Genomic DNA, 560 nt, shown 5'->3' on the forward strand with positions numbered 1-560 from the left:
CAATCGCAGAGTCTTCGCTACCCGAAGCATCAGCAACATCCAAAGTCGGCGCGTCAGCCACGCCAGCAACATCAACCGTGATGCTGCCCGTGGTCGTTGCAACATCTTCGCCATCCGCAGAAGTCGCGGTGACACCAAGATCGAACGAGCCGCTGAAGTCATCGGCAGGTGTGATCGTCAGACCTTCGAGATCCCCCGAACTCAAGGTCCAGGTGCCGTCACCATTATCGGTACCGGCAGACAGGGTTGCACCGTCCGGAACGCCAGAGATCGTGATCGTCAGCGTCTCGCTGGAATCCGTCAGGCCGGCATCAATGTCGAGCGCAATCGCACTGTCTTCAGAGCCACTGGCATCAGCCACATCGAGCGTCGGCGCATCCGCAACACCGGCCACATCCACGGTGATGCTGCCCGTCGTCGTTGCAACGTCTTCGCCATCGGCAGAAGTTGCTGTCACGCCAAGATCGAAGCTGCCAGAGAAGTCGTCAGCCGGCGTAATCGTCAGACCTTCGAGATCACCGGAGCTCAAGGTCCAGGTGCCGTCACCATTGTCAGTCCCG

General features: G+C 59.6%; 1 protein-coding gene. It reads right to left on the minus strand.

Going from position 1 to position 560, the window contains the following annotated elements; genetic code table 11:
• Positions 1 to 560, minus strand: a 560-nt coding sequence (locus tag TH19_RS22865; protein WP_181846530.1) for an Ig-like domain-containing protein, incomplete at both ends; no start/stop codon positions are given.

It is taken from the genome of Thalassospira profundimaris (genome assembly GCF_003326675.1).
Classification (GTDB): domain Bacteria; phylum Pseudomonadota; class Alphaproteobacteria; order Rhodospirillales; family Thalassospiraceae; genus Thalassospira; species Thalassospira aquimaris.